This window comes from Hymenobacter pini, from assembly GCF_020421205.1.
Lineage (GTDB): Bacteria > Bacteroidota > Bacteroidia > Cytophagales > Hymenobacteraceae > Hymenobacter > Hymenobacter pini.
On record NZ_JAIZZH010000010.1, the window covers coordinates 21,262 to 27,261 of the forward strand.

The following is a 6,000-nucleotide window of genomic DNA, read 5'->3' on the forward strand; positions in this document are numbered from 1 at the left end:
CTAGAAGATTTTGCCGGGGTTCATAATGCCGTGCGGGTCAAATACCCGTTTGATGCCGCGCATCAATTCCAGATTGGCTTCTTTGAGCGCAATGCCAATGTAGCCTTTCTGCACCAGCCCAATACCATGCTCTCCGCTGATGGTGCCGCCCAGTTTCACGCACAACTCAAAAATTTCGCTGATGGGCTGCCGCAGGCCGTGGTGCCATTTCTCGTCGTCTAAGTCGCCGCGAATGATGTTCACGTGCAGGTTTCCGTCGCCGGCGTGGCCGTAGCACACGGAGTTGAAGCCGTAGCGGCGGCCTATCTCCTTGACCCCGGCCAACAGCGTGGGTAGCTCGGCCCGTGGCACTACCGTGTCTTCCTCCTTATATACCGAGTTGTAGCGCACGGCATTGCCGATGTTGCGCCGGATGCGCCAGAGGTCATCCTTCTGCCCCGCCGTATCGGCCAGCAGTATCTCGTCGATATCGTAGGATTCCAGCACCCCGTACACAGCCTCCGCCTCCTTATACAACTGGTCGAGGTCTTGCCCATCTAGCTCAATGAGCAAGTGGGCTCGGATATCCTCGGGCAGGGCCAGCGGAATTTTCAGGTACTCGGACGACCATACAATGGCCTCCCGCTCCATAAACTCCATGCCCGAGGGAATGATACCGGCCCGAAACACGGCGGCCACGGCCTCGGCGGCCTGCGCCTCCTGCCGGAAGGGCACCAGCATCAGAATGTTGTGCTTGGGAAAGGGCAACAGCCGGAATACCACCTTAGTGATAATACCCAGCGTACCCTCCGAGCCAATCATTAGCTGGGTGAGGTTGTAGCCGGTGGAGTTTTTGAGCGTGTTGGCTGCCGTCCAGATGATGTCGCCGGTTGGGAGCACCACCTCCAGGTTGAGCACATAGTCTTTAGTGGTGCCGTATTTCACCGCCTTGGGCCCCCCGCTGCTGTGGGCCAGGTTGCCGCCCAACGAGCAGCTGCCCTTGCTAGCGGGGTCAGGCGGGTAAAACAACCCGACTTCCTTTACGGTATTCTGAAATACCTCATTCACTACGCCCGGCTCTACGGTAGCCTGCAGGTTCCGCTCATCAATTTCCAGGATGCGGTTGAGCCGCTCGGTACTCAGTACCACCCCTTGGTGTACTGGCAGCGCCCCACCCGAGAGGCCCGTCCCGGCTCCACGCGCTGTAATGGGAATCCGGTGCTCGTGGCAGAGGCGCACAATACGGCTGATTTCTTCAGCGTTGGCGGGGCGCACCACCACGTCCGGTACAAACTGCAGGTCCTCGGTATGGTCCCGTCCGTAGTCGGCGTACACATCGGCCTCGGTGTGCTGGGCCGTGAGCACGTGAGCCGGGCCCACAATAGCCTCAAATTCGGTAACCAGGGCGGGCGTCAGGAGTTGAAAGTCCATAAGAAAGATGAGGAGTGAAATGATAGCTTCGCGTATCTTTGCCCCGATGCGCGAATACGCTACGAAGGTACGGCATTCACTGCAGTGGCCCCAGCCGCTTCTCACCGCCGTGTTGTTTGGGGTGCTGAGCTTGTTAGCGGCCTGCGGCACTACTAGTAAGGTAAACTACCGCAACGGCCGCTATTACTCGGCCCGGGATATGGCCCGCATGAAGGCCGCCGACCGGCGCCGGGTTTCCAGCCGCACCACTACCGTTAAAACCAAAACCAAGGTATCAAGCACGGCTGGCCGCGCCAAAACCATTGTGCGCCGCCCCCTGCCCGCCAATGTGCCGGCCCAGATGGCCGCCGTTATCGAAACGGCCCGCTCCTACCAGGGCACGCCCTACAAATTTGGGGGTACTACCCGGCAGGGCATGGACTGCTCCGGGCTCCTGCACGAGTCGTTTGCGGCCATCAATATCAGCATCCCCCGCTCCAGCAACGAGCAGGCCGCCTGGGGTGAGCCCGTCCGCCCCCAGGATTTACGCCCCGGTGATTTAGTATTTTTTGGAGCCTCCCCCGGTAGCAGCACCATTACCCACGTGGGCATGGTAACAGAAGCCTCCCCTGAAAGCGTACAGTTCATTCACTCTTCCAGCTCGTTAGGTGTTGTTGAAAATGCCTTGGAGTCGGATTATTACTTGAGTAGATTCATTAAGGCAGTACGGCCTAGATTGTGAATTTTCCCTTTACCTTTGCCCCGAAATCAGGTAGCGAAATTTAGCTGCAATCATAACACTGTGGTAACGCAGTGCCGTGAAACAAGCCGTAATTTTGCGCCGCTTTTTCACCCCTGAGTAAGCACCCCTTTTTTCATCAATCCCCCCTCATTTATGAAACGCAACCATTACGCTTCAGTAGCGCTGGTACCCATAGCGGTCCTCGCAGCGCAGTTGAGCTGGGCGCAGGGTACAACCACTTCCGCCATGAATGGTATTATTACCGACAAGGCTGGGGAAGGTTTGCCCGGTGCTACGGTTATTGCCGTGCACAATCCCACCAACACGCAGTATGTGGCGCCAACCAACTCGGAAGGCCGCTTTAACATCCAGAACATGCGGGTGGGTGGCCCTTACACGATACGGGTATCGTTTGTGGGTTACAAAGAGGCTGTTCGGGAAAACATTTTCCTGAGCCTAGGTCAGAACCAGCGCCTCGACATCAATCTGAGCGAATCGGAGCAAACCTTGGGTGAAGTGGTAGTTACGGGCCGTCAGAACCCGGTAATTAACGCTGGCCGCACGGGTGCAGCCACCACTATCCAGCGCGAGCAGATTGAACGCCTGCCCACCCTGAACCGTTCTTTCAACGACTTTACGCGTCTGACGCCGCAGGCTAACGGTCAGAGCTTTGGTGGTCGTAATGGTAACTTCAACAACGTTACCATCGACGGCGCCGTGTTCAACAACGCCTTCGGTCTGTCGTCCACCATCGGTGGTCAGGCTGGCGCCCAGCCAATTTCGGTTGACGCCATTGAGCAGATTCAGGTGAGCTTGGCTCCCTATGACGTACGTCAGGGCTCGTTCACAGGTGCTGGCATCAACGCCGTAACCCGCTCGGGCTCGAACAAAGTAACGGGCTCAGCTTACTTCTACAACCGTAACCAGCGCGAGCTGTTCCTGGGTCGCAAAGTAGGCGACGTGGAAGTACCGGTAACGGATTTCCGCCTCCGCAACTATGGTGTGCGTCTGGGTGGTCCGATCATTAAGGATAAGGTGTTCTTCTTCGTGAGCGGTGAGCAAGAGCGCCGCACCGACCCACCGTCCGGCAACTTCCGCGCCAGCAACGGCGACACTCCCGCCAACGGCACTAGCGTGTCGCAGGCCAGCGAGTTGCAGTTGAATACGCTCAGCAATTTCCTGGCAGGTACTTACGGTAATGGTATCGGCATCAAGAATGCCGATGGTTCGTTGTACAACTACGAAACTGGGGTATACCAAGGCTACAGCCAGCGGCAGAACAGTGATAAGGTAACGGCCAAGATTGACTGGAACATTTCCCAGAATCACCGCTTCAACATCAAGTACAACTACCTGAGGTCGTACGCTGATGTTCCGCCTTCCGGTAGCGGCTCTATTGCCAACACGCGTTCCGGCACTGCTTTCGGCCTGCCTTACCAGTCTGCGTACTACACCATCAATAACAACCTCAACTCGTACATCGCCGAGTTGAACAGCACGTTCGGCAGCCGCTTCTCGAACAACCTGACGGCGGGCTACACGGCTAACCGTGACTTCCGGACGCCCTTCTCGTCCATTTTCCCCTTCGTGGAAATTGGTAACGGTGTAGGCCGTACGGGCACTACCGGCGCTACTTCACCTAACGCCACGTACACCTCGTTTGGTTACGAGCCTTTCACGGCTGGTAACCTGCTGAACTCCGATACCTACCAGTTTGGTGACAACTTCACGGCCTACTTGGGCAAGCATAACGTGACTGTTGGTACCTACAACGAGTTTTATAAGTTCAAGAACGGTTTCGCGCCGAACTACAACAGCTACTACCGCTTCAACTCGCTGGAGGATTTCTACAGCTCAAACGGCTACAACTATGACCGGGGAACTGGTCAGCTGACAGCGCTGGCCGCCGGTGCTACGCGGGCTACGCCTTCGCAGTTCCAGCTGCAATACGCTGCCAATCCCGAGGGCAACTTCCCCTACGCCGATATCCGCGCTAAGCAGTTTGGCCTGTATCTGCAGGATGAGTACACGCCCGTAAGCAACCTGCGCATCACGGCCGGTATCCGCGCCGACTTGCCGATCATCAGCTCCGACGTTGCACAGAACACTGCTGCTGCTGCCCTGACTTTCCGCGACGGTGAGAAAATCAATACCAGCGAACTGCCCAAAAAGCAAGTGCTGTTCTCGCCCCGCGTTGGCTTCAACTGGGATGTGAACGACGACAAGAAAACCCAGCTGCGCGGTGGTACGGGTATCTTCACCGGCCGCGTGCCATTCGTGTGGATTTCAAACCAGGCCAGCAACAACGGCGTACTGTTCGGCTCCATTGCTGCTACCAGCGCCGCCACAGCGGCCAACTACCCCTTCTCGCCGGATGTAGCCAAATACATTCCGGCTTCGCGGGCGGCTAACACGACCTACAACTTGGCCGTAACTGAGCGTGATTTTAAATTCCCGCAGGTATGGCGCTCTAACCTGGCTCTCGACCAAGACTTAGGCAATGGTTTGGTAGCTACGCTGGAAGGTTTCTACACGAAAGACCTGAACGCCGTGTACCACCAGAACGTGAACCTGCCGAACTCGACGGCTCGCGCTACTGGTGCCGATAACCGTCAGATCTTCTACGATCTGTCGCGTAGCACACTGAACTCTGCTGGTTTGTACACAGGCACTGGCCTGGTAGCCAACAACCGTATCTACGGTGGTCAGGGTGGCGCTACGGCTGCTAACCCCAACATCACGGATGCCATCGTGATGAAGAATACCAGCAAAGGTTACTCTTACGCTCTGACGGGCCAGTTGCAGAAGTCTTTCTCCAACGGTTTGTTCGCTAGCTTAGCTTACACCTACTCGGATGCTCGCTCGGTAAACGACGGTGGCTCGATTGCCCAGTCTATCTGGCGTGACCGCTCGGTATCGGGCGACCCGAACGCTAACGTTCTGAGCTACTCGCAGTTCCTGCAGCGTCACCGCGTAATTGCCGTGGCCTCCTACCGCAAGGAGTACCTAGGCCACTTGGGCACCACCCTGTCGGTGTTCTACACCGGTTCGCCGCTGGGCCGCTTCAGCTACCTGTACTCGGGCGACATGAACGGCGACAGCCAGTCGAACGACTTGGTGTACATCCCGCGTAACCAAGGCGAAATTGCCCTACGTGACGTGACTCTGACGGCTGCTCAAGGTGGTGGCGTATACAGCGCTGCTCAACAGTGGGCTGACTTGGATGCCTACATCAGCCAAGACAAGTATCTGAGCAAGCACCGTGGCGAATACGCCGAGCGCAACGGCGGCGAGCTGCCCTGGCTGCACCAAGTTGACGTGAAACTGCTGCAAGATCTGTTTGTAGACCTCGGCAAAAACCGCAACACCCTGCAGCTGAGCGTTGACATCTTCAACATTGGCAACCTGCTGAACAGCGACTGGGGCACTTTGCGTACGCCGAACCGCACCAACCTGCTCACGTTCCAAGGCTACAACGCTCAAGGCCAGCCGACCTTTACCTACCCATACCTGACCAACCCATCGACCACCACGGTGAACGGTGCTACGACGGTAACGCCTGGTGTTCCGCTGTCCCGCACTTTCCGCGACAACGTAGGCTCTATTAGCTCGCGTTGGCAGGCTCAGGTAGGCATCCGCTACATCTTTAACTAAGCCTCAACCACTTAGCTATCCAAAAGTGGGCTGACGATATCGTCAGCCCACTTTTTTTGTGTTATTACTTGCAGAATCGAAAAACCGCCGTACTTTTGCCAAACCAAATGCAGCCGGCTATTTGGGCACACACAAAACGGGGGATTAGCTCAGCTGGCTAGAGCGCTTGCATGGCATGCAAGAGGTCATCGGTTCGACTCCGATATTCTCCACTC

The 6,000-nt window shown here is 56.8% G+C and carries 3 protein-coding genes and 1 tRNA gene; 3 read left to right on the forward strand and 1 reads right to left on the reverse strand.

Going from position 1 to position 6,000, the window contains the following annotated elements:
* A complete protein-coding gene (locus tag LF252_RS22650; RefSeq protein WP_226271879.1) occupies window positions 1-1,410 on the reverse strand; it encodes an FAD-binding oxidoreductase in 1,410 nt (469 codons plus the stop codon).
* Between the two features lie 46 nt (window positions 1,411-1,456).
* On the opposite strand from LF252_RS22650, the gene LF252_RS22655 reads away from it, so the two are divergent.
* The 3 genes from LF252_RS22655 (at window position 1,457) to LF252_RS22665 (ending at window position 5,997) form a co-directional block, all read left to right on the forward strand.
* Complete coding sequence (locus tag LF252_RS22655) at window positions 1,457-2,131, forward strand: C40 family peptidase (RefSeq protein ID WP_226271880.1); 675 nt, start codon at window positions 1,457-1,459, stop codon at window positions 2,129-2,131.
* A gap of 153 nt (window positions 2,132-2,284) precedes the next feature.
* A complete protein-coding gene (locus tag LF252_RS22660) occupies window positions 2,285-5,785 on the forward strand; it encodes a TonB-dependent receptor (RefSeq protein WP_226271881.1) in 3,501 nt (1,166 codons plus the stop codon).
* Between the two features lie 138 nt (window positions 5,786-5,923).
* A tRNA-Ala gene (locus tag LF252_RS22665) sits at window positions 5,924-5,997 on the forward strand.
* Window positions 5,998-6,000 lie beyond the last annotated feature (3 nt).